Below are 21,841 nucleotides of genomic sequence, written 5' to 3'. Positions count from 1 at the left end.
CGGTTCATCCCCGCTCGCGCGGGGAACACGTTCGCGCCCTTCCACGAAACGCGATCTTTGACGGTTCATCCCCGCTCGCGCGGGGAACACCTCGTCCTCGTCGATGATGACCTTCAAATCGCCGGTTCATCCCCGCTCGCGCGGGGAACACGGTCACCGCCCCGCGGCGGTGTTCGTGACGGTCGGTTCATCCCCGCTCGCGCGGGGAACACGATCTGGTCAATCGCAGAAATCAGAACGTTGACGGTTCATCCCCGCTCGCGCGGGGAACACGTGAAGTCGATCTGCGCCCGCTTCTTAGCCATCGGTTCATCCCCGCTCGCGCGGGGAACACAACGACGAAGACATCGAACTGCAATTCCTCGCCGGTTCATCCCCGCTCGCGCGGGGAACACGCGCTCATCCGCCATGGCTGGCGGGTACTGGGCGGTTCATCCCCGCTCGCGCGGGGAACACATTTGCTACAAGCGCGGATCAGCAGACCATGACGGTTCATCCCCGCTCGCGCGGGGAACACGCTAGATGAGATCGACGCATTGCGAGCCCAGCCGGTTCATCCCCGCTCGCGCGGGGAACACGGCAACAAGGCGTGGCGCAACGGCCGCTCGGGCGGTTCATCCCCGCTCGCGCGGGGAACACCAGCTCTGGATTACGGGCAGGGACTGGTGTGACGGTTCATCCCCGCTCGCGCGGGGAACACTGTTGTCTGGCCCCGAGACTACCGTTCGCCAACGGTTCATCCCCGCTCGCGCGGGGAACACCTGCGACGTACGCCATATGCCGATTCAATTGCCGGTTCATCCCCGCTCGCGCGGGGAACACACCGACGTGGGCGATGATGGCATTGTCATCGGCGGTTCATCCCCGCTCGCGCGGGGAACACACGGTCGGGGTTGGGGAATCCCGATCATACGGCGGTTCATCCCCGCTCGCGCGGGGAACACGAACACCGGCGAACGGCGCGAGGAAACCGAGTGGGTTCATCCCCGCTCGCGCGGGGAACACTGATTGGCAGTGCCGATTTCCGCGGGCGCATTCGGTTCATCCCCGCTCGCGCGGGGAACACCTAGCAAATTTCGTTCTCCGTACGCTACCTCACGGTTCATCCCCGCTCGCGCGGGGAACACCTCCCTCCGCCATTTCCAGACTAAGTACCCGGCGGTTCATCCCCGCTCGCGCGGGGAACACCCAGGTTCATGTTGGCAGAGATTTCCATGTCGCGGTTCATCCCCGCTCGCGCGGGGAACACGGTAGGCAAGATTCGAGTCGCGATGACATTCACGGTTCATCCCCGCTCGCGCGGGGAACACCAGAAGGGCAGTTCGAAGGAAAGGCATTCGAACGGTTCATCCCCGCTCGCGCGGGGAACACGGCTGGATGTGGGCGACGATCCGTTAAACGATCCGGTTCATCCCCGCTCGCGCGGGGAACACGCAGCGCGGCGCTTGACCAGGCCGCCCATTTTCGGTTCATCCCCGCTCGCGCGGGGAACACCCAGTGACGTACAAATTCACCCACATCGTCCGCGGTTCATCCCCGCTCGCGCGGGGAACACCGCGCGTTCACGCCCAATAACGTCCGCTATTTCGGTTCATCCCCGCTCGCGCGGGGAACACACTTAATGCAAGCGTTTGTTTTTAAAGAAGAAAATCAGCGACTAAAAATCTACCAGAAATCTGGCCAGCCAACCCTAGCCGCGCGCAACAGCGAGGTAAGGCAGCCCCTACTTCTTCCTAACCGGCGGCAAATCCGTACAAACCCCTTCCGCCACCTCGGCCGCCATCCCAACCGACTCACCCAAGGTCGGATGCGGATGGATGGTCTTCCCGATATCCACCATATCCGCCCCCATCTCGATGGCCAGCGCGACTTCGCTGATCAGATCGCCGGCATTCGTGCCCACGATCCCGCCACCGACGATCCGGTGCGTCTCTTCATCGAACAGCAGCTTGGTAAAGCCTTCGTCGCGCCCATTGGCAATGGCGCGGCCGGACGCGGCCCATGGGAACATGCCCTTGGTGACCTTGCGGCCCTGCTTCTTGGCTTCGTCTTCGGTCAGGCCCACCCACGCGACTTCCGGATCCGTGTAGGCCACGGACGGGATCACGGTAGCGTCGAAGTGGCTCTTCTGGCCGGCCGCGGCTTCGGCGGCCACGTGGCCTTCATGCACGGCCTTGTGGGCCAGCATGGGTTGGCCGACGATGTCGCCGATCGCATAGATGTGCGGCACGTTGGTGCGCATCTGGGAATCCACGGCAATGAAGCCCCTGTCGCCCACTTGCACGCCGGCCTTCTCGGCGCCGATTTTCTTGCCGTTGGGGCTGCGGCCGACGGCCTGCAGCACGAGGTCGTAGCGCTGGGGTTCCTTGGGGGCTTTTTCGCCTTCGAAGGTGACCCAGATGCCGTCGGCCTTGGCCTCGATGCCTACCGTCTTGGTCTTCAACATGATGTTGTCGAAGCGGTGTTCGTTCATCTTCTGCCAGACCTTGACCAGGTCGCGGTCGGCGCCTTGCATGAGTCCGTCCATCATTTCGACCACGTCCAGGCGCGCGCCCAGGGTCGAGTAGACGGTTCCCATTTCGAGGCCGATGATGCCGCCGCCGATGATCAGCATTTTCTTGGGGATGCTCTTCAACAGCAGCGCGCCGGTGGAGTCGACGATGCGTTCGTCTTCCGGGGCGAAGGGCAGTTTCACGGACTGGCTGCCGGCGGCGATGATGGCGCTGGCGAACTGGATGACTTGCTTGCCGTCCTGGGTCTGCACTTCCAGGTGGTGCGGGTCGACGAAACTGCCGACGCCGGTGACGACGGTCACTTTGCGGGCCTTGGCCATGCCGGCCAGGCCGCCGGTGAGCTTGCCCACCACGCCGTCCTTGAATTTGCGCAGCTTGTCGAGGTCGATTTCAGGCTTGCCGAAGGTGATGCCGTGTTCGGCCATCTTGGCGGCTTCCTCGACGACCGCTGCGGTGTGCAGCAATGCCTTCGAGGGAATGCAGCCGACATTCAGGCAGACCCCGCCCAGGGTGGCGTAGCGTTCCACCAGCACGACCTTCAGGCCGAGGTCTGCGGCGCGGAAGGCGGCGGAGTAGCCGCCGGGGCCGGCGCCCAGCACCAGGACGTCGCAGCTCTGGTCGGCCTTGCCGCCGAAGCTGCCGGCCGCCGGGGCAGCCTGGGGCAGCGGGACGGGATCGGGATCCGGCTTGTCGGACGTGGGCTCGCCCAGTTCATGCAGGGCCGGGGGCGCGGTCTCGAGCTTGCGCGATTCCGAGGAAACAGGCGGCGGGGCGACGTCGGGCTTGGCGGCCGCTGCGCCCTGGGCGGGCTCGATTTCGACCAGTACGGAGCCTTCGCTGACCTTGTCGCCGACCTTGACCTTGATGGCCTTGACTACCCCGCCCTGCTCGGCCGGGATTTCCATCGACGACTTGTCCGATTCGACGGTGATCAGGCTTTGTTCGGCCTTGATCGTGTCGCCGGGCGCAACCAGGATCTCGATGACTTCGACGTCCTTGAAGTCGCCGATGTCGGGTACTTTGAGTTCTATCGCCATCGTTGCTCCTTACAGCAGGATGCGGCGGTAGTCCGCCAGCACCGAGGCCAGGTAGGCGTTGAAGCGGGCACCGGCGGCGCCGTCGATGACGCGGTGGTCGTACGACAGCGACAGGGGCAGCGTCAGCTGCGGCACGAATTGCTTGCCGTCCCAGACCGGCTTCATATAAGAGCGGCTCACGCCCAGGATGGCCACTTCGGGCGCGTTGATGATGGGTGTGAAGGTGGTGCCGCCTATGCCGCCCAGCGACGAGATCGAAAAGCAGCCGCCCTGCATTTCCGAGGGCGAGAGCTTGCCGTCGCGCGCTTTCTTGGCCAGTTCGGCGGTTTCCTTGGCCAGCTCCAGGATGCCTTTCTTGTCGGCGTCGCGGATGACCGGCACCACCAGCCCGTTGGGCGTGTCGGCGGCAAAACCGATGTGGAAGTACTTCTTCAGGATCAGGTTGTCGCCTTCGAGCGAGGCGTTGAATTCGGGGAATTTCTTCAGCGCTGAGACCACGGCCTTGATCAGGAAAGCGAGCATGGTGACCTTGACGCCGGCCTTCTCGTTTTCCTTGTTGAGCTGGACGCGGAAGGCTTCCAGGTCGGTGATGTCCGCATCTTCGTTGTTGGTGACGTGCGGGATCATCACCCAGTTGCGATGCAGGTTCGCGCCGGAGATCTTCTTGATGCGCGACAGCGGCTTGGCTTCGATTTCGCCGAACTTGGCGAAATCGACCTTGGGCCAGGCCAGCACTTCCAGGCCGCCGCCCGCACCGCCGGCGGCCGGCGCCGCGGCAGCCGTGCCGCCGCCTGCCAGCGCTTTCTTGACGAAGTTGCGGACGTCGTCCGGGGTGATGCGGCCCTTGGGACCGGTGGCGGGCACCTTGGCCAAGTCCACGCCCAGTTCCCGCGCGAATTTGCGCACCGAGGGCGAAGCGTGGGCCTTGGAGGGCGCCTGCTCGGCCGCGGGATCGGCCGGCACGGGAGGCGGGCGGGTGCCTGCCGGAGCGGGCGCCGGGGCCGCCGCCGAAGCAGGGGCCGGCTTGGCTTCGGCGGCCTTCGCGGGGGCGCTCTCGGCCTTGGCGGGGGCGCTCGGGGCGGGCGCCGCGGCGCCGCTCTTGACCTTGACCAAGGGGCTGCCCTTGGAAACCTTGTCGCCGACCTTGACCAGCAATTCGGTCACCTCGCCCGCCACCGAGGTGGGGATCTCCATGGAGGACTTGTCGGATTCGACCGTGACCAGGCTTTGTTCGGCCGATACCTGGTCGCCCACTTTGACCAGCACTTCGATGACTTCGACGTCCTTGAAGTCGCCGATATCGGGCACGGCCACGGTTTCCTCGGCACCGCCTTGCGCGGGCGCAGTGGCCGGCTGAGACGCCTCGGCCTTGGGCGCGGGTGCGGCTTCCTGCTTGGCGGCCGGGGCCTGGGCCGGTGCGGCTTCCTGCTTGGGCGCCTCGGCCGCGCCGCCTTCGGCCTCGATCTCGACCAGCGGCGTCCCTTCGGACACCTTGTCGCCGACCTTGACCTTGATGGCCTTGACCACCCCGCCTTCGGCGGCAGGGATTTCCATGGACGACTTGTCGGATTCGACGGTGACCAGGCTCTGCTCCGCCTTGATGGTGTCACCCACCGAGACCAGGATCTCGATCACTTCGACATCGCTGAAATCGCCGATATCGGGGACTTTCAGCTCGCTCACATTACTCATTCTGTAGTCTCCAGAAAGCCGGACCCTCACCGGCACCCCTGCCGCAGGCAGGCGTGCGCCGGCCGGGCGGGCAAGACAGGGCTGGCCCTATCTTACCCATCCCGGCCGTCGATCAGGCGTATTGAGGGTTGGCTTTCTCGGGGTTGATGCCGTACTTCTTGATGGCTTCGGCCACTTTCTTCATGGGGATCTTGCCTTCGTCGGCCAGCGCCTTGAGGGCGGACAGCGTGACGAAGTGGCGATCCACCTCGAAGTGCTCGCGCAGCTTGGCGCGGAAGTCCGAGCGGCCGAATCCGTCGGTGCCCAGCACGTTGTAGGTGCGGCCCTTGGGAATGAACGGCCGGATCTGGTCGGCGAACGACTTCATGTAGTCGGTGGACGCGACGATCGGGCCTTCGGTCTTCTCGAGGGCCTGGGTGACGTAGGCCACCTGCGGCTTCTTGTCGGTGGGATGCAGCAGGTTGTGGCGCTCGGCGTCCAGGCCGTTGCGGCGCAGCTCGGTGAAGCTGGTCACGCTCCAGACGTCGGCGGCGATGCCCCAGTCCTTTTCGAGCAGTTCCTGCGCGGCGATGACTTCGCGCAGGATGGTGCCCGAACCCAGCAGCTGGACGCGCTGCTCGGCCTTGGCCTCGCTCTTCTTGAGCTGGTACATGCCGCGGATGATGCCCTCTTCGTCGCCGGCCTTCAGGCCCGGCTGGGCATAGTTCTCGTTCATGACCGTGATGTAGTAGAAGACGTTTTCCTGGTCTTCCACCATGCGCTTCAGGCCGTTCTGGATGATGACCGCCAGTTCGTGCGCGAAGGTCGGATCGTACGACACGCAGTTGGGGATGGTGGCCGACATCAGGTGGCTGTGGCCGTCCTCGTGCTGCAGGCCTTCGCCGTTGAGCGTGGTGCGCCCCGCGGTGCCGCCCAGCATGAAGCCGCGCGCCTGCATGTCGCCGGCGGCCCAGGCCAGGTCGCCGATGCGCTGGAAGCCGAACATCGAGTAATAAATGTAGAACGGCACCATGATGCGGTTGTTGGTCGAGTACGAGGTCGCCGCGGCGATCCACGAGCTCATCGCGCCCGCTTCGTTGATGCCCTCTTCCAGGATCTGGCCGTCGGCCGCCTCGCGGTAGTACATGACCTGTGCCTTGTCGACCGGCACGTACTTCTGGCCTTCCGGCGCGTAGATGCCGATCTGGCGGAACATGCCTTCCATGCCGAAGGTGCGGGATTCGTCCGGCACGATGGGCACGACGCGCGGGCCCAGCGTCTTGTCGCGCAGGAGCTGGGTCAGGATGCGCACGAAGGCTTGAGTGGTCGAGATCTCGCGGCCTTCCGCGGTGGGATCCAGCACGGCCTGGAAGGTCGAGAGCGCCGGCGCGGGCAGGTGCTCGTCGGCCTTCTGGCGGCGGCGCGGCAGGTAGCCGCCCAGTGCCTGGCGGCGCTCGTGCAGGTACTTCATTTCCGGCGCGTCGTCGCCCGGCTTGAAGTAGGGCAGTTCCTCGAGCTTGTCGTCGGGAATAGGAATGTTGAACCGGTCGCGGTAGGCCCGGATGATGTCGTTGTCCAGCTTCTTCTGCTGGTGCGCGGGGTTGCGCGACTCGCCGGCGGCCCCCATGCCATAGCCCTTGATGGTCTTGGCCAGGATGACGGTCGGGCGGCCTTCGCTCTTCTGCGCGGCGTCGAACGCGGCATAGACCTTGTGCGGATCGTGGCCGCCGCGGTTCAGGCGCCAGATGTCCTCGTCGCTCATGCGGCTGACCATCTCCAGCAGCTTGGGATGCTTGCCGAAGAACTTCTCGCGCACGAAAGCGCCGTCGTTGGCCTTGTAGGCCTGGTATTCACCGTCGACGGTCTCTTCCATGATCTGGCGCAGGATGCCTTCCTTGTCGCGCGCCAGGAGCGGGTCCCAGTAGCCGCCCCAGATCAGCTTGATGACGTTCCAGCCGCTGCCGCGGAATTCGCCTTCCAGTTCCTGGATGATCTTGCCGTTGCCGCGCACCGGGCCGTCCAGGCGCTGCAGGTTGCAGTTGATGACGAACACCAGGTTGTCGAGCTTTTCGCGCGAGGCCAGGCTGATGGCGCCCAGCGACTCCGGTTCGTCCATCTCGCCGTCGCCGCAGAACACCCACACCTTGCGCTTGCTGGTGTCGGCAATGCCGCGGGCATGCAGGTATTTCAGGAAGCGGGCCTGGTAGATGGCCATCAACGGGCCCAGGCCCATCGAGACGGTCGGGAACTGCCAGAAGTCCGGCATCAGCTTCGGATGCGGGTAGGACGACAGGCCCTTGCCATCGACTTCCTGGCGGAAATGGTTAAGCTGGTCCTCGGACAGGCGGCCTTCCAGGAAGGCGCGCGCATAGACGCCGGGCGAGGAGTGGCCCTGGAAATAGACCAGGTCGCCGCCGCGGTCTTCGGTCTCGGCATGCCAGAAATGGTTCTGGCCGGTCTCGATCATCGTGGCCAGCGAGGCGAAAGACGCAATGTGGCCGCCCAGGTCGCCGCCATCGGGCGGATGCAGGCGGTTGGCCTTGACCACCATCGCCATCGCGTTCCAGCGAATATAGGAGCGGATGCGGTTTTCCAGGTCCAGCTTGCCCGGATGCGCCGGCTCCATGTGCGGCGGGATGGTGTTGACGTAGGCGGTATTGGGCGAAAACGGAATGTAGGCACCGGAACGGCGAGCCAGGTCGATCAGGCGTTCCAGCAGGTAATGGGCGCGCTCAGGGCCTTCGCGGTCCAGGACCGCTTCCAGGGCGTCGAGCCATTCTTGGGTTTCCAGGGTATCTTCGTCGTTGGCCGCGTTTACGCCGGCCCCGACCTGAGGAAGAGCGGACATGCCTGTCTCCTGAGTCTCTGTAACATCCGGGCCGCTTGTAGCTGCCCGGGGGTTTAGTCGCCGTCGGCGGCCTTCGCTATGTAAAACTAGGGCCCTTCTGCAACTCCGGCGCGATTCTAGAAGGCAGGAAGCCTTCGATGCAATAAAAATTTCGCCTAGCGATATCATTTACCATAATGTGAAATCTAGCACGAATCGGGAATAAAAGCATTTTGCGGCGCAATAATCCTGGGCACTTTCGCGCGCACAACTGTGCGTAAACTTTCTTCATGTCTACCGTTCATCCTTCTAATATTCCCGCCCCGTTCAAAGACCTGGGGCGGTTGCGGCGCCGTAGCTGGTACTGGTTGACGCCAGCCATCGCGCTGGGCCTGTTCGTCTGCGTCATGGGCTCCATCCTGTGGTGGCTGGACGCCCGCGACGACGCCCAGCGCTATGGCACCCTGGTGCGCGACGTCGACTGGGCGCAGCAATCGATGCGCCTGCGCATGCTGGCGGCGCGCGACCGGATCGGCGCGCTGGGCCGCGACCTGGTCCGCACCAACATGACCGAAAGCCGCTTTCTGGACGATGCCCGGGAGTTGCTGGTGGAACATCCCGAGATCATCCACGTGGCGTGGATAGACGCGGATCGCAAGGCCGTGTGGATCTCCACGCCCGACCGGCGGGCCGGCCAGACCTTCCGCATGAGCGCGCCCGGCGAAACCGACCCGGAAGTCTTCCGCACCTTCGAGATCGCCCGCGACGAGCAGCGTCCGGCCTATTCCCGTCCCTACCGCGGCCAGTACAACGAGGTCTACCTGGACCTGTACGTGCCGGTCTACCAGGACGACCGCTTCCTCGGCACGCTGGCCACCGTATATTCGGTGGACGGCCTGCTGCAGCACCTGATCCCGCAGGAAACCTCCCGCAAATACAAGGTGTCCATCCTGGACGGCAACGACCTGCCGTTGGTGTCGTCGTCCTCCCGGGCGGACAAGGGCGCCATCCATACCTATGAAGTGCCGCTGGACCCGCCCGGCAACGGCATGATGCTGAGCGCCCGTGGCTACCGCACGCAGACGGACACCTCGCAGACCATGCTGGTCTGGGTGGTGGTGTCGCTATCGGCCGTCATCATCTGGAGCCTGCTGGCACTGTGGCGCCACACCCGCTTCCGCTCCGAGGCGGAACAGGCCCTGATCGCCGAGACGGCCTTCCGCCGCGCGATGGAAAACTCCATGCTGACGGGGATGCGGGTGCTCGACATGGAAGGCCGCATCACCTATGTGAACCCGGCCTTTTGCCGCATGATGGGCTGGGACGAGGCGGACCTGCTGGGCCGCACCCCGCCCTACCCCTACTGGCCGCAGGGCGACCATGCCGCCCAGTGGCGCAACACGGAAATGCTGCTGTCCGGCAATGCCCCCAGCAGCGGCTTCGAGATGGAGGCGCAGCGCCGGGACGGCTCGATCTTCTACGCCCGCATGTACGTCTCGCCCCTTCTGGACCAGCGCGGCGTGCAGACCGGCTGGATGACCTCGATGACGGACATCACCGAACCCAAGCGCATCCGGGAGGCGCTGGCCGCCGCCCACGAGCGCTTCATGACCGTGCTCGAAGGCCTGGACGACGCCATCTCCGTCACCGCCGAAACGCCCAAGGGCTCGGAATTGCTGTTCGCCAACAAGACCTACCGGCGCGTGCTGGGTTCGCAGGCGACCGGCCACGACGAGCTGTCGGCGGGGCGGCGCGGCCGCTTCACCGACGAGGCGATCGAGGTGTATTCGTCGTCCACTCACCGCTGGTTCGAAGTGCGCCACCGCATGCTGCAATGGGTGGACGGCCGCCGGGTCCGGATGCAGGTGGCGCGCGACATTACCGAGCGCCGCGCGGCCGAGGAGGCCTCGCGGGCCCAGCAGGAAAAGATCCAGCTCACCAGCCGTCTCATCACCATGGGCGAGATGGCCTCGTCGCTGGCGCACGAGCTCAATCAGCCCCTCACGGCCATCAATAACTACAGCATGGGTGTCGTCGCGCTGGTGCGCACCGGCGATACCGACCCCGCCAAATTGCTGCCGGCGTTGGAAAAAACCACCGCACAGGCCCAGCGGGCGGGTATGATCATCCGCCGCATACGCGAATTCGTGAAACGTAGCGAACCCAAGCGCCAGCGGGTAAGCTTGCCCACGATCGTGGATAATGCGGTCGGTTTCGCCGGGATCGAGTCCCGGACCCGACGGATTGAGATCGTTCAAAAAATACCCGAACAGTTGCCGGACGTTCTCGCCGACCCCATACTGATCGAGCAGGTCGTTCTGAACCTGCTCAAAAATGGTCTTGAAGCCATGCAGGATTCGGAGGGGCGGGAATTGCTGGTGGAAGCGAACGTACGCGAGGACATGGTGGAAGTGGCAGTCATCGATACCGGCCATGGCTTGGCCGATCCCGAACGATTGTTCGAGCCTTTCTACAGCACCAAGTCGGAAGGCATGGGCATGGGCTTGAACATCTGCCGCACCATCATCGAGTTCCACCACGGCCGGCTGTGGGCCGAACCCAATCCCGCCGGAGGGACCATCTTCAAATTCACGCTTCCGTGGGTCAGGCCCATCCTGCCCGCGGAGCCGGTTTCCGAACCGGAATCCGCCCCCAAGGAGCTTACCTAATGAGCAATACGCCCCAGTCCAGCACGGTCTTCATTGTCGATGACGACGAAGCCGTTCGCGATTCTCTACGATGGCTGCTGGAAGCCAATGGCTATCGGGTACGGGCCTACGACAGCGCGGAACGCTTCCTCGCCGAGTACGACCCCGAGGTCATCGGCGTGCTGATCGTCGATGTGCGGATGCCCGGCATGACGGGACTGGAACTCCAGGAACAGCTGATCGCCCGGAAGTCCACCCTGCCCATCGTCTTCGTAACCGGCCACGGCGACGTGCCCATGGCGGTCTCCACCATGAAGAAGGGCGCGGTGGACTTCCTGGAAAAACCGTTCAACGAAGCCGACCTGCGCCAAATCATTGCCAACATGCTGGAACAGGCCCACGCCCGCGCCGCCGACGAAGCCACCCGGCGCAGCTACGAGGCCCTGCTGGCGCGCCTGACGGTACGCGAACAGCAAGTGCTGGAACGCATCGTCGCCGGCCGCCTGAACAAACAGATCGCCGACGACCTAGGCATCAGCATCAAGACGGTGGAAGCGCATCGCGCCAACATCATGGAAAAGCTGCAAGTCACCACCGTCGCCGACCTGATGAAGGTCGCCCTGCACCACCGCCCCTCTTCTGCGGCCTGACCGCCCCCGTCGGCGGGGGCCAGGCGCCCCGCCCAAGACGAGACAGCCCCGCCCCAACCGCCTACAGCGCACGCCGTGCTCGGGGCGCGGGCCCCTCCCCCCTGCGCTAAAATAATCAAAGGCTCCGCCCTTTGTCCCTCCACTTCCCCGACCCACCATGCCCGCACGCCTCATCAACGGCAACGACCTCTCCAAACAGATCCGCTCCGACATCGCCCAGCGCGCCGCCCAGCTCACCCAGCAAGGCACCCGCCCCGGCCTGGCGGTCATTCTGGTTGGCGACGACCCCGCGTCGCACGTCTACGTACGCAACAAGGTCAAGGCATGCCACGACGCGGGCTTCCACTCGGTGCTGGAAAAATACGAAGCCTCCCTGACCGAGGCCGAACTGCTGGCCCGCATCGACCTGCTCAACCATGACCCGTCCATCCACGGCATCCTGGTGCAGATGCCCCTGCCCAAGCACATCGACCCCCACAAGGTGATCGAGGCCATTTCCACCAGCAAGGACGTGGACGGCTACTCGGTGCTGAGCGCCGGCGAACTGATGGCCGGGCTCGAGGGCTTCCGCCCCTGCACGCCCTACGGCTGCATGAAGCTGATCGAAAGCACCGGCTACGACCTGCGCGGCAAGCACGCCGTGGTCATCGGCCGCAGCAATACGGTGGGCAAGCCCATGGCCCTGCTGCTGCTCCAGGCCAATGCCACGGTAACGGTCTGCCACAGCGCCACGCCCGACCTGGCTCACCACACGCGGCAGGCCGACGTGGTGGTGGCCGCCGTGGGCCGCCGCAACACGCTGACCGGCGACATGGTCAAGCCCGGCGCCGTGGTGATCGACGTCGGTATCAACCGCGACGAGGCCGGCAAGCTGTGCGGCGACGTGGACTTTGCCAGCGTTTCCGAAGTGGCGGGCTGGATTACGCCGGTGCCGGGCGGCGTGGGCCCCATGACCATCACCATGCTGCTGGCAAACACGCTGGAATCGGCGGAACGCGCCGCCCGGCAACGCGCCTGACCCCGGGCCGGCCCCTCGCCGGCCACCGGCGGCCTGGGTTTACCGCGGGACGGCCCTGCTGCCGGGTTGGATTTCCCCGGGAATGTCCCCACATGCCTTGCATAGGCGCTCGTGCATAGCGGCCGCCGGCCGCCCGGTGGCGGCATAAGTGGCCGCCCCGAGCCCCATCTTCGCCTTTTTGGAGTTTCCCCATGAAGCAACCCGTATCGCCGCAGACCGCCGCCCCGACCGCCGACCTGGCCGACAACCCGCTCATGGACCTCTCCGGGCTGGCGCGGTTCGATGCCATCCGGCCCGAGCACATCACGCCCGCGGTCACGGCGCTGCTCGAACGGGCGCAGAAAGCGGTGGAAAAGTTGGAGGCGGACCAGGCCGCCGATGCGCCGGCGACCTGGCAGAACGTGGTCGAGACGCTGGATGAAGGAACCGAGGGGCTATCGCGCGCCTGGGGTGTGGTGGGCCACTTGAACGCGGTGGCCGATACGCCGGAGCTGCGCGCCGCCTATGGCGAGAACCTGCCCCGGGTAACGGAATTCTGGGCCGGCCTGGGACAGAACCAGGCCTTGTACGAACGCTACAAGAAACTGGCCGCGAGCGAGGAATTCCGCCACCAGACCCCGGCCCGCAAGAAACTCATCGAGAATGAGCTGCGCGGCTTTCGCCTGGGCGGCGCCGAACTGCCGGAAGAAGCCAAGCCCCGCTTCGCCGAGATCCAGGAACGGCAGGCGACCTTGTCGAAGGCGTTCTCGGACCACGTGCTGGACGCCACGAACACCTACTCGCTGATCGTGCGCGACGCGTCCGAACTGGCGGGCCTGCCCGATGACGTCAAGCAAGCCGCGCGCGAGGCCGCACGCAAGGCCGGCGAAGATACCGACGACGCCCCGGCGTGGAAATTCACGCTGCACTTCCCGTCCTATTTCCCCGTGCTGCAGTACGCCGACAACCGGATACTGCGCGAAAAAATGTACAAGGCCCACGTCACCCGGGCGTCGGAGCTGGCGCCCGAGCACGGCCAGGGCAATCCCGAGTGGGACAACGCCGCGATCATGTCGGAGCTGCTGCGCCTGCGCCGCGAGGAAGCTCGCCTGCTGGGCTACGCCAATTACGGCGAAGTCTCGCTGGTTCCCAAGATGGCGGATTCGCCCGAGCAAGTGCAGAAATTCCTGGTCGAGCTGGCCGAGCGCGCTCGGCCCTACGCCGAGCGGGACCTGCGCGAGCTGCGCGAATTCGCAGCCGGCGAGCTGGGCCTGGCCGAGCTCGAGCCCTGGGACATTGCCTACGCATCCGAAAAGCTGCGCCAGGCGCGCTACGCTTTCTCGGAAAACGAGGTCAAGCAATATTTCCCCGAACCCAAGGTACTGGCCGGCCTTTTCAAGGTGATCGAAACCCTGTTCTCGGTCCGCATCCGGCCCGACAGCGCACCCGCCTGGCACCCCGACGTGCGCTTCTTCCGCGTGGAATCGGCTGCCGGCACGCTGCTGGCGCAGTTCTACCTGGACCTCTACGCGCGCGAGGGCAAGCGCGGCGGCGCCTGGATGGACGACGCCCGCACCCGCTACCGCCGTCCCGGCGGCGAACTGCAAACGCCGGTCGCTTACCTGGTTTGCAACTTCACGCCGCCCAGCGGCGGCAAGCCCTCGCTGTTCACCCATGACGAGGTCATCACGCTGTTCCACGAATGCGGCCACGGCCTGCATCACATGCTGACCCAGATGGAGGACATGGGCGTGTCCGGCATCAATGGGGTGGAATGGGACGCCGTCGAGCTGCCCAGCCAGTTCATGGAGAACTTCTGCTGGGAATGGGCGGTGCTCGAGCAGATGACCGCGCACATCGAAACCGGCGAGCCGCTGCCGCGGGCGCTATACGACAAGATGGTGGCGGCCAAGAACTTCCAGGGCGGCTTGATGACCTTGCGGCAGGTGGCGCTGGCGGCCACCGACATGCACCTGCATACCGACTACGATCCGGACGGACCGCAAAGCGTGCTCGAGCTGTCGCGCGAGGTGAACGACCGGCTCCACGTATTGCCCCAGCCGGACATCTCGCGCTGGATCAATACCTTCAGCCATATCTTTGCCGGCGGCTATTCCGCTGGCTACTACAGCTACAAATGGGCCGAGGTATTGTCGGCCGATGCCTATTCCGCCTTCGAGGACGCCGCCACCGAAGACACGCTACGGCCGGATGTCGGGGCACGCTTCTTGCGGGAGATCTTGCAGGTAGGCGGGAGCCGGCCGGCCATTGAATCGTTCCGGGCCTTCCGCGGGCGTGATCCCAGTATCGAGGCCCTGCTCCGTCATAGCGGCATGGCCGAGAACGTGGAGTCCTGATCCCGCGCAATCAGCAGCCGGACGGCCGCGAGGTCGTCCGACAAGAGGTCGTCCAGGTTGGGTTCGCCGGGCAGCTTCAATAGCGGCTGGCTGCCGTAGCGGCGGGCCAGTTCGCGCGCGACCGGAACGGTGACTATGGCCTTGCGGCGCAAGGCGCTGGCCGACCCGGAAAACGGGAACTGGCGCTCCAACGCGACGATATCCCACCCGCCCGGGGCGAATATCCACGCGACATGGCCGTCGCGGTCTATGCCGCTCAGTACCAGCAATTCGGTAACGACACGATTTTCTTGCATGACACGCAACCCCCTCCGTCGGCGGCGGAGGGGCCGGCCAGCCTCCGCCACGCGATCGTCTTCTCGAATTTGCTCTATACGCAGAATATACACCAATAGATTGCGTACCACGCTTTGCGTGTCAGGCAACCGCCTCGGACAATCTCGCCATGGACATAGGGTCGGCGATCAGGTACACGCGCGAACGCCTCGGGCTCAAGCTCGAGGCGGTTGCCATGGAAGTCGGTACCGACGCCGGCAACCTGTCGCGTATCGAGACGGGCAAGCAAAAACCGTCGGTGGTGCGCCTCGAGCGCATCGCGCGCGCCATGAACGTCGGTGTGACGGACCTGTATGCCTTGGTCGAAAACGTCCACGTCCGGCCGGCAAGCCCCGAGTTGCGCGACGGCGACGACCTTCCCTACGGCAACGACGCACGTCTTCTACGGCGCAGCTTCGCCGCGCTGGATGCGCGGCACCGCAAGCTGGTCCTCGAATTCGTCAGGCTGCTCAACCGTATGCAGAAAGAAGAAAACGCCAAGCAAGAGACGGCATAACCGTTTCCTGCCTGGCGTTTTTGCTGCCGGCCCGGCGCCGGGCCGGGCGCCACGACGGGTGGCGCTACCCCCCTGATCAGGCCGGGCGGCGCACCAACTGCGAGATGTCCCGTACCGCGCCGCGGTCGGCCGAGGTCGCCATCATGCCGTAGGCCTGCAGCGCCTGCGACACCACACGCTTGCGATCCAGCGGCTTCCAGGCTTTTTCGCCCCGGGCTTCCATGGCCTGGCGGCGCTTGGCCAGTTCTGTATCGCTGATCCGCAGGTTGATGCTGCGGTTGGGGATGTCGATCTCGATGATGTCGCCCTCTTCGACCAGCCCTATGGTGCCGCCCTCGGCCGCTTCCGGCGAGGCATGGCCGATCACGAGGCCCGAGGAGCCGCCGGAGAATCGGCCGTCGGTGAGCAGAGCGCAGCTCTTGCCGAGCCCCTTGGACTTGATGTAGGAGGTCGGATAAAGCATTTCCTGCATGCCGGGGCCGCCCTTGGGCCCTTCGTAGCGGATGATGACCACGTCGCCCGCGTGCACGGCATCGCCCAGGATGCCTTCCACCGCATCTTCCTGGCTTTCGAAGATGCGCGCCTTGCCGGTGAACTTGAGGATGCTCTCGTCCACCCCGGCTGTCTTGACGATGCAGCCCTTCTCGGCCAGGTTGCCATACAGCACCGCCAACCCGCCGTCCAGCGAATAGGCATGGGCCTTGTCGCGGATGCAGCCCTCGGCCCGGTCCAGGTCCAGCCTGTCGAAGCGCTTGTCCTGGCTGAACGCGACCTGGCTGGGTACGCCGCCCGGTGCCGCGCGGAAGAAGGTATGCACGGATTCGTCCTGGGTGCTGGCGACGTCGTAGGCGGCGATGGCCTCGCCCAGGGTCTTGCTGTGTACCGTGGACACGGAGGTATCGAGCAGGCCCGCGCGATCGAGTTCGCCCAGGATGGCCATGATGCCGCCCGCCCGGTGCACGTCCTCGATGTGGTACTGCTGGGTGGCGGGCGCCACCTTGCACAGGCAGGGCACGTGGCGCGAGATGCGATCGATGTCGCTCATCGTGAAGTCCACGCCGGCCTCCTGCGCCGCGGCCAGCAGGTGCAGCACGGTGTTGGTCGATCCGCCCATGGACACGTCGAGCGCCATCGCGTTGGCAAACGCGGCCTTGGTGGCGATGTTGCGCGGCAGGACCGAGGCATCGTCCTGCTCGTAGTATCGCTTGCACAGCTCCACCGCCAGGCGGCCGGCGCGCAGGAACAGGCGCTTGCGGTCGGCATGCGTGGCCACGACCGTGCCGTTGCCCGGCAGCGAAAGCCCCAGCGCTTCGGTCAGGCAGTTCATGGAATTGGCGGTGAACATGCCGGAGCACGACCCGCAGGTGGGACAGGCGGAACGCTCGTAGTTCTCGACGTCCGCATCGGACACGGTAGGGTCGCCCGCCTTGATCATGGCATCGATCAGGTCCACCTTGATGATCTTCTGGCCATTGACGTCCTGCGCCGGATGGTAGGCCTCGATGACCTTGCCGGCCTCCATCGGCCCGCCCGACACGAACACGGCGGGGATGTTGAGCCGCATGGCGGCCATCAGCATTCCCGGAGTGATCTTGTCGCAGTTCGAGATGCAGACCATGGCGTCGGCGCAATGGGCATTGACCATGTATTCGACCGAATCGGCGATCAACTCGCGCGACGGCAGCGAATACAGCATGCCGCCATGGCCCATGGCAATGCCGTCGTCCACGGCGATGGTGTTGAATTCCTTCGCCACGCCGCCGGCGGCCTCGATCTCGCGCGCCACCATCTGGCCGAGGTCCTTCAGGTGTACGTGCCCGGGCACGAACTGGGTGAACGAGTTGACCACGGCGACGATGGGCTTGCCGAAATCGCCGTCCTTCATGCCGGTCGCGCGCCAAAGCGCACGGGCCCCGGCCATGTTGCGACCATGGGTGGATGTACGGGAACGGTATTGCGGCATGACGGTACTCGCGAAAAAGAGTGGCGAACGTAATAGTATAGGTCGGAAAGCAAGCAGGCGCGCCGCGGCCGGGCCCGCCGGCGACAGGCCGGCTCGACCATGGGCGGGATGGTGTCTGCCTCTTGTATGCCCCCGATAAAACAATAATAATTATCATTATCAATTTTTCAACGGCATGACCGAGCCCGTGATGACGACCTCTTCCCTGTGGCACCGCTACCTGGCCTTGAAGGCCGAACAGCCCAAGCTGCGCATGCGCGATGCGGCGGCCCGGCTGGGGGCCAGCGAAGGAGAACTGGTTGCCGCCGACCCGGCGGCGACTCGCCTGAAAACCGAGTGGGCGGCACTGCTGGGCGGCCTGAAGGCAGCCGGGCCCCTGCTCGCCTTGACCCGCAACGAAGCGGCCGTGCACGAGAAAACCGGCGTCTACGAGCACGTGCAGATCGAAGGCAAGATGGGCCTGGCGCTGAACCCGAACATAGATTTGCGTCTGTTCCTCTCGCAATGGCGGCATGCCTTCGCGGTCGGCGGCGAGCGCCCCAGCATGCAGGTGTTCGACCAGCAGGGCGAAGCGGTCCACAAAATCTATGTGGTCGAGGACACCGATCGCGCCGCCTTCGAGGCATTGCTGGCCGCCCACGCCGATGTGCCGCGGCCGGTCGCGCCCGAACCCCGCCCTTCCCCGGAACACAAGGCCGACGAAGAAGTCGACATCGACGCGTTCCGGCAGCAGTGGCGCGAGCTGCGCGACACGCACGAGTTCTTCGGCCTGTTGCGCCGCCATGGACTGGGCCGCGTGCAGGCGCTGCGGCTGGCGCCGCCCGAGTTCGCCCGGCAGGTGGGCATCGGCGCGGTGGATGCGGTGCTGGGTGCCGCGGCGGAGTCGGGACTCCCCATCATGGTTTTCGTCGGCAATGCCGGCTGCGTGCAAATCCATACCGGGCCGGTACATCGCATCGCCCCGATGGGCCCTTGGCTGAACGTACTGGACCCGGGCTTCAATCTGCACTTGCGCATGGACCTGTGCCGGGAAGCATGGCTGGTCCGCAAACCGACATCGGACGGCATCGTGACGTCGCTCGAATGCTATGACGCCGACGGCGCCTTGATCGTGCAGTTCTTCGGCGAGCGCAAACCCGGCAAACCGGAACTCCCTCCATGGACCGCGCTGGCCGACAGCCTGGCGGACATCGCGCCCGGCACGCCGCGGCCTTCAGCGGCATGATCATGGCGATGGCGCCGCGCGCGTGGCATTGTGCGGCGGGTGCGGCCATGGCGCTGCTCCTGGCCGCGTGCGCGGCGCCGCCGGACAAGGCGGCTACATCGACCCTGGCGGCGGAGCTGCCGCAGTACGACATCGTCCTGCTGGGCGAGGTGCACGACAACGCGCAAGGCCATAGACTGCGCGCCGAGGCACTGGGCGAGGCGATCCGGGCCGGCTGGCGGCCCGCCATCGCCATGGAACAGTTCGACCGCGAGCGGCAAGCCGACCTGGACCAGGCCATGGCGCGCTGCACCGACCCCGATTGCGTCATCCGGGCCGCCACGCCGGCCAGGCCCGGCTGGGACTGGGCGCACTACCGGCCCGTCCTCGCGCTGGCGCTGCGCGAGAAACTGCCTATCGTTGCCGCCAATCTCTCGCGCGCCGACGCCGGTACGGTGATGAAGCAGGGACCGGCTTCGGTCTTCGACACCGCGCAGCTGCGCGAACTGGGGCTCGATGCGCCCGCGCCCGACCTGCTCGCTGCACAGCGCAAGGAAGTGGCCGAGGCCCATTGCGGCGCCCTGCCCCACGCCATGCTCGACGGCATGGCCACGGCACAGCTGGCCCGCGATGCCGTCATGGCCCTCGCCCTCGAGCATGCAAGCCGTGCGCCGGCCGCACCGTCCGGCGCACGCTCCCGGCCCGTCGTGCTGCTGTCCGGCAACGGCCACGTCCGGCGCGACATAGGCGTGCCTCGCTGGCTGAAGGGCCATGCCGTCCTTTCGGTCGGTTTCACCGAACAACCCGTGCCGCCCGGCACCTACGACCGCACGGTGCCGGTCGACGCCGCGCCCCGCGGAGATCCCTGTCAGGCGTTCGGCTCCAGGCCTGGCGGCCGCTAGCCCTTCCACACCTCGCGCGCAACATCCACGGTCAGCCTCAGCTTGGCCCACTGCGCTTCTTCGGCCAGGTTGTTGCCTTCCTCGGTCGAAGCAAAGCCGCACTGCGGGCTCAGGCAAAGCTGGTCCAGCGCGACGAACTTGGCCGCTTCGTCGATGCGTTTCTTGACGTTGTCGGGGTTCTCCAATTCGCCGGTCTTGGTGGTGACGAGCCCCAGCACGATGCGCTGCTTGCCCGGCTTGACGAAGCGCAACGGTTCGAAGCCCCCGGCGCGGGCGCTGTCGTACTCGAGGAAAAAGCCGTCGATGCCGACCTTGCCGAACAATGTTTCCGCGACGGGCTCGTACCCGCCTTCGGAAATCCAGGTCGAACGGAAATTGCCGCGGCAGATGTGCATGGTGATGGTCATGTCGGCCGGGCGATCGGCAATGGCATGGTTGATCATGCGCGCGTAGATGTCGGCCAGCTTGGAGGGATCTTCGCCGCGGTCGCTGATCATCTTGCGTTGCTCTTCCGAGCACAGGTAGGCCCAGACGGTATCGTCGAACTGCAGGTAGCGGCAGCCGGCATCGGCGAAGCCCTTGACCACCTGGCGGTACGTTTCGGCCAGGTCGTCGAAAAAGGGCTCCATCTCGGGATAGACCGTCTTGTCGATGGCGCCGCGGCCGCCGCGGAAATGCAACACGCTGGGGCTGGGGATGGTCATCTTGGGCACGCGCTGGGTGGTGGCCTTCAAGAACTTGAAGTGCTCGATCATGGGGTGCGTGCCCGAAAAGCCCAGCTTGCCGGTGACCTTGACGCTGCGCGCCTTCGTTTGCACGCCAGCGAACTGTATACCCTGCGCGGCGTCGTAGCCCTCCACGCCGTCCAGCCCCTCGAGAAAATCAAAGTGCCACCACGAACGGCGGAACTCTCCGTCGGTAATCGCCTGCAAACCGATCTCCTCTTGCTTGGCGACGATCTTGCGTATCTCCTGGTCTTCCACTTCCTTGAGCGCATCGGCGGGAATTTCGCCGCGCTGGAACTTGGCCCGGGCTTCCTTGAGCGGCGCGCTACGTAGCAGGCTGCCCACGGTATCTGCACGAAAAGGCGCAACGGTGTCAGGCATTTTGTCTCCCCTCGTGATGGATGAGCGGCGGGCGAGGCGAGGTCTCGCGCCGTCCGCAGGGTAGTTTACGCATCTGCGGCCCTCTAAAATACCGCCAAACGCCGGGGATTTGTCCCCCCGGCCTCCATCCTGCCCACGGAGAACGCACCCCATGCCCAACCGACCATCCGCCCCTATCCGTCTCTGCATTGCCGGCGAAGGTGCCATGGGTTCGACCCATGCACGGATTTTTTCCGCCATGCCCGGCGTGGAAGTGGCCGCCCTGGCGGTGGGCGATCTGGGCCGCGGGCGCCAGCTCGCCGCGCAATGCGGTATCCCGGACTGCAGCGACGATCTCCCGGCCACGCTCGCCCGCCCGGACATCGACGCCGTGGTGCTGGCCACGCCGTCGGGCTTGCATGCAGAACATGCCGAGCTGGCCGCCCGCCTGGGCAAGCCCATGCTGATCGAGATACCGGCGGCACTGACCCTGGCGGACACCGAACGGCTGATAGGCATCCAAGCCGAAACCGGCGTACCGATGATGGTGGCCCACAGCCGCCGCTTCGCGCCGCCGCATACCTACCTGCGCGAACGTATACAGAGCGGCGATTTCACGCTGCACCACCTGGTGTGCGAAACCTATTTCTTCCGCCGCAACAACCTCAACATGTTCGGCGAACCGCGCACCTGGGTGGACAGTCTGCTCTGGCACCATGCCTGTCATACCGTGGACCTGCTGTGCTGGCTGCTCGACGAATCCGAGTTCGACGTGTGGGGCCAGCGCGGGCCCGACCACCCTCAGCTCGGCATTCCCATGGACCTGACCGTGGCGATGCGGTCGCGCAAGTGCGGCACGCTGCTGACCATGGCCATGTCGTTCAACAACAAAGGGCCGTTCGGCGGCTTCTACCGCTATATCGGCGAAGAAGAAACCTACCGCGCGTTCCGTGACGAATTGACCGACAGCGACGGCAAGACGGTCGAAATGCCCGGCGCGCAACCGGCCTTCGAGGCGCAGGATGCCGAGTTCATCGCATCGGTGCGCGAAGGCCGCCCCAGCCGCTGCGATATCGCCTCCGTCCTGCCCGCCATGCGGGCGCTGGACCGCATCGACCGCATCATGCGGGGCGAGGCCTAGCCGGCCTGAGGCCC

Annotated in this window: 14 protein-coding genes and 1 CRISPR repeat array (1 of these 15 cut by a window edge); of the genes, 8 read left to right on the top strand and 6 right to left on the bottom strand. The window is 65.5% G+C overall.

The window, feature by feature from the left end; all coding sequences use genetic code 11:
• A CRISPR array of direct repeats spans positions 1–1,616; the repeat unit is 29 nt; unit sequence CGGTTCATCCCCGCTCGCGCGGGGAACAC; it reaches 1,282 nt to the left of the window's first position.
• Positions 1,617–1,723: 107 nt separating this feature from the next.
• From lpdA to aceE, 3 genes are all read right to left on the bottom strand, one after another.
• Positions 1,724–3,550, bottom strand: coding sequence for a dihydrolipoyl dehydrogenase (gene lpdA, locus QHC78_RS05380; protein ID WP_319742860.1), 1,827 nt, complete (start codon positions 3,548–3,550; stop codon positions 1,724–1,726).
• A 9-nt stretch (positions 3,551–3,559) separates the two neighbouring features.
• Positions 3,560–5,242, bottom strand: coding sequence for a dihydrolipoyllysine-residue acetyltransferase (gene aceF, locus QHC78_RS05375; protein ID WP_319742859.1), 1,683 nt, complete (start codon positions 5,240–5,242; stop codon positions 3,560–3,562).
• Between the two features lie 112 nt (positions 5,243–5,354).
• Positions 5,355–8,069, bottom strand: coding sequence for a pyruvate dehydrogenase (acetyl-transferring), homodimeric type (gene aceE, locus QHC78_RS05370; RefSeq protein WP_319742858.1), 2,715 nt, complete (start codon positions 8,067–8,069; stop codon positions 5,355–5,357).
• A 269-nt stretch (positions 8,070–8,338) separates the two neighbouring features.
• Between aceE and QHC78_RS05365 the strand changes: the two genes are divergently transcribed.
• The 4 genes from QHC78_RS05365 (at position 8,339) to QHC78_RS05350 (ending at position 14,700) form a co-directional block, all read left to right on the top strand.
• Complete coding sequence (locus QHC78_RS05365) at positions 8,339–10,717, top strand: PAS domain S-box protein (RefSeq protein ID WP_319742857.1); 2,379 nt, start codon at positions 8,339–8,341, stop codon at positions 10,715–10,717.
• Entirely contained in the window at positions 10,717–11,346 is a 630-nt protein-coding gene (locus QHC78_RS05360; protein WP_319742856.1) for a response regulator transcription factor, read from the top strand. Before QHC78_RS05365 ends, QHC78_RS05360 begins: the two co-directional genes overlap by 1 nt.
• A 157-nt stretch (positions 11,347–11,503) precedes the next feature.
• Entirely contained in the window at positions 11,504–12,364 is an 861-nt protein-coding gene (folD, locus tag QHC78_RS05355; RefSeq protein WP_319742855.1) for a bifunctional methylenetetrahydrofolate dehydrogenase/methenyltetrahydrofolate cyclohydrolase FolD, read from the top strand.
• Positions 12,365–12,555: 191 nt separating this feature from the next.
• The gene (locus QHC78_RS05350; protein WP_319742854.1) at positions 12,556–14,700 is read left to right on the top strand and encodes a M3 family metallopeptidase; all 2,145 of its coding nucleotides are present in this window, start codon (positions 12,556–12,558) and stop codon (positions 14,698–14,700) included.
• On the opposite strand, the gene QHC78_RS05345 is transcribed toward QHC78_RS05350, so the two are convergent.
• Positions 14,667–14,996 (bottom strand): hypothetical protein, encoded by a 330-nt coding sequence (locus QHC78_RS05345; RefSeq protein WP_319742853.1) that lies wholly within the window; start codon positions 14,994–14,996, stop codon positions 14,667–14,669. The two genes, QHC78_RS05350 and QHC78_RS05345, sit on opposite strands and share 34 nt — an antisense overlap.
• 149 nt (positions 14,997–15,145) lie before the next feature.
• Here QHC78_RS05345 and QHC78_RS05340 point away from each other — a divergent pair, with 149 nt between their 5' ends.
• Entirely contained in the window at positions 15,146–15,532 is a 387-nt protein-coding gene (locus QHC78_RS05340) for a helix-turn-helix domain-containing protein (RefSeq protein ID WP_319742852.1), read from the top strand.
• Positions 15,533–15,608: 76 nt separating this feature from the next.
• On the opposite strand, the gene ilvD is transcribed toward QHC78_RS05340, so the two are convergent.
• Positions 15,609–17,495, bottom strand: coding sequence for a dihydroxy-acid dehydratase (gene ilvD, locus QHC78_RS05335; RefSeq protein WP_319742851.1), 1,887 nt, complete (start codon positions 17,493–17,495; stop codon positions 15,609–15,611).
• 190 nt (positions 17,496–17,685) lie between these two features.
• On the opposite strand from ilvD, the gene QHC78_RS05330 reads away from it, so the two are divergent.
• A complete protein-coding gene (locus QHC78_RS05330) occupies positions 17,686–18,720 on the top strand; it encodes a hemin-degrading factor (RefSeq protein WP_319742850.1) in 1,035 nt (344 codons plus the stop codon).
• Complete coding sequence (locus QHC78_RS05325; protein ID WP_319742849.1) at positions 18,654–19,601, top strand: ChaN family lipoprotein; 948 nt, start codon at positions 18,654–18,656, stop codon at positions 19,599–19,601. The genes QHC78_RS05330 and QHC78_RS05325 overlap by 67 nt, the downstream gene beginning before the upstream one ends.
• Here QHC78_RS05325 and QHC78_RS05320 read toward each other — a convergent pair.
• A complete protein-coding gene (locus QHC78_RS05320) occupies positions 19,598–20,707 on the bottom strand; it encodes a cobalamin-independent methionine synthase II family protein (protein WP_319742848.1) in 1,110 nt (369 codons plus the stop codon). The two genes, QHC78_RS05325 and QHC78_RS05320, sit on opposite strands and share 4 nt — an antisense overlap.
• A 151-nt stretch (positions 20,708–20,858) precedes the next feature.
• Here QHC78_RS05320 and QHC78_RS05315 point away from each other — a divergent pair, with 151 nt between their 5' ends.
• Positions 20,859–21,827, top strand: coding sequence for a Gfo/Idh/MocA family oxidoreductase (locus tag QHC78_RS05315; protein ID WP_319742847.1), 969 nt, complete (start codon positions 20,859–20,861; stop codon positions 21,825–21,827).
• The last annotated feature ends 14 nt before the right edge of the window (positions 21,828–21,841 follow it).

This window comes from Pigmentiphaga sp. (assembly GCF_033795525.1).
Taxonomy (GTDB): Bacteria; Pseudomonadota; Gammaproteobacteria; order Burkholderiales; family Burkholderiaceae_B; genus Pigmentiphaga.
The sequence above is the reverse complement of the archived record's forward strand: the minus strand, read 5'-3'. Positions and strand labels throughout refer to the sequence as shown.